1 pseudogene is annotated in these 1,171 nt (G+C 45.9%); it reads right to left on the bottom strand.

What is annotated here, in order from left to right:
* A pseudogene (locus HMPREF9473_RS25805) lies at positions 1-1,113 on the bottom strand (hypothetical protein); the annotation flags it as partial.
* Positions 1,114-1,171 lie beyond the last annotated feature (58 nt).

The following is a 1,171-nucleotide window of genomic DNA, read 5'->3' as shown; positions in this document are numbered from 1 at the left end:
CTCACTGAAAAACCACATGACATCGTCGCCCGGCTCATCAATCCAGTACCGATAACCGAGCATCGCCTCTTCCAGTTCCCGTTTCAAACGCTCCGAAAGAACCTCATAAAACCGGTGATAGATAAAAATCATGACGATAAAATGAAAATCCGAGCAATCCTTCCGTTTACGGACCCCCTCCAATTCTTCCAAAATAATCGCCTCTGCCCGTTCCTGTTCCCTGCCTGTGAAAAATAAGACCGCCGCTTTATACGTATTCTCCGGAGCATAGTTTAAGATGGTCTCTGCCATGCACGCCTTGCGCTCCTCCAAGTTCTTCTCCTGGTGGTTTAGAAATTCCTGGCGGACCAGCTGGTTTCCTATTTTTCTTGCTATAGTCATTCCCTGATAACCGGCTTTCACCGTGAAGTAATAGTATCCAGGTGAAATCTCATCTGCCTTCAGCAGTTCCAGTGTACTCTGCTCCGGCATCATCTCATATTTTTTAGTAAGAACCAGTTTCCAGGAATCCTGCATTTTTTCAATAAATTCACCCGGTGTTATCACCACCTCCAGTGGAAATGGCCTGTCAAACGGGTTACTGATCTGCAGCCTTACGGCTTCACTGATGTATGCTTCCTTCTCAAAATACATCTGATTCAGACTTTCCTCTATCTGGTCCAGAACCGTTTGTTCCACCTTCTGGTCTGCCGGAATTCTCATCATCAGCCTATGTTCCGACGTGGATTTCATCCGAAAATAAAAATCGGTGTCCCGTTCAGCCAAATCGTCCAGACAGACCAGCAATCGGTTTGTACCCTTTATTAAGGGCACGGAGACTGTTTTGCACTTCACAAGGTTTCTGGTAAACGGAGTAAAATCCGTGACAAGTTCTTCATTCATCCATAGCGTAATTCCCCCGCAGGTCTCCAATTCAAGCGTAATCCCTTCCTCCGCCTCAGAATACAATTCCACATAGCCATACATCCGCAAGTAAGTGGGTTCATAATAAAATCCCGAAGCATCAACTCCCGTGTTACCAAACGGTACGTAGAGAGACAGCGGCTGGCTTTGACCAAACACCGTAACCATATCCCCATTTTTACAGTCCCGTAAGTCCAGATATTCCGGCAATGCATTTCTTCTCTCTGAAACGAATTCTTTTCGGCACGGATTTTCATGAATTGCAAAC

The sequence above is a fragment of the Hungatella hathewayi WAL-18680 genome (assembly GCF_000235505.1).
Lineage (GTDB): Bacteria > Bacillota > Clostridia > Lachnospirales > Lachnospiraceae > Hungatella_A > Hungatella_A hathewayi_A.
This window is presented reverse-complemented; position numbering and strand designations above follow the sequence as displayed.